Source organism: Sulfolobus sp. B1 (assembly GCF_007050195.1).
Lineage (GTDB): Archaea > Thermoproteota > Thermoprotei_A > Sulfolobales > Sulfolobaceae > Saccharolobus.
Map to the genome: position 1 here is coordinate 1 of NZ_QIMI01000258.1, position 1,208 is coordinate 1,208.

The 1,208-nt window shown below is 34.2% G+C and carries 2 pseudogenes; both read left to right on the forward strand.

Annotated features, from left to right (window positions below):
* The first annotated feature begins 180 nt into the window (after positions 1–180).
* Positions 181–485, forward strand: a pseudogene (locus tag DMP16_RS10005) (type II toxin-antitoxin system RelE/ParE family toxin).
* Between the two features lie 502 nt (positions 486–987).
* Positions 988–1,208: pseudogene (locus DMP16_RS10010) on the forward strand (hypothetical protein); the annotation flags it as partial.

Here is a 1,208-nt window from a genome sequence, read left to right on the forward strand (position 1 = left end):
CTTCTGATGAGACCCTTGACCGCTGACCCCGCCCTAATACTAATTTCTTCTTTTAGAGTGAAAAAGTTTTCCAGTTTTCTGAAAACTCCCCTATCTTAGGTCAAATAATAGTAGACTCATTAATATTACAAAATTAATACTAAACGATGGATTTTTAAATTCTAATATCAAAATCTAATTATAATGTGCAAGAATTGGAAAATCAGTTACGCTATAAGAGGTGTAGAGAATGATAAAGAGCTGAGGGAGTTCTTATTAGAAAATTTTCCTAGCCCTAAGGTGCTTAATTTGATTAAAGGAAAGATCGATTTGATAACTTCTAACCCTTTTAAGTACGCTAGAGAGAAATTAGGTAGAGATAAGTATAACAATCCGATGTTTTCGATAGAAGTTACGGGCAATATAAGGATACTCTATAGTGTTGATGCAAAAACTGTGTTATTTACGTTTGGAGGATTGGGTTCCATAAGAAGGTTTACTCTTAGCCTTTTCCCTTTCTTCAGCCACTTTGATAAGCTCGTCCCAGAACTTATCATGCTCTTCCTTGCTCTCAAAGACTACAAGTGTTACATCCTCTTTCTTCACAATATTCATATGTATAAGGTTGTTGAAAGAGGATAAAATGGTTTTGGGAACTAGACGGTGTGTGGATAACAATTTCATTTACCCCATTATTCCAACTTATGTCAATAGATTTCGAGTAAATTGTATTGAAGAATATTTTTAGCCATCTCGTCATTGTGTTTCTCGTTGAGTTAGTGAGTGTTAGGAAATCAAACCTATTCATCTTCTCGCCACAATAAATAACCCTAAAAATACTTTTCCACAATAGACAAAATTCAATTTATATCAACCAAATTGTTGTTCACACACGAGTTGTATAAACTTAATTCTCTGACTGAAAACGCTTACCACGGCGCTTTTTAATTTAACAAATAATTCCGTAGAACCAAAAATAAATATGAGGGATTAGTCTAATTTATCTATATGGTTAAACTTGTAGTAAAGTACAAGATACAAGGAAAGACTTACTCGCTGAGGCTTGAAGGAGAAGACTTGGACAAAGTATTGCAGGAGCTATGTGAAAAATTCGACATTAAGGAGTATTCGGTATCTGAACTAGTTAGTATATCACCATTAGGTAAAATTATAGGTACCGTTACTTCAAACTTACTCTCACACTCTGCTGACTACAAGATCTCCGACGA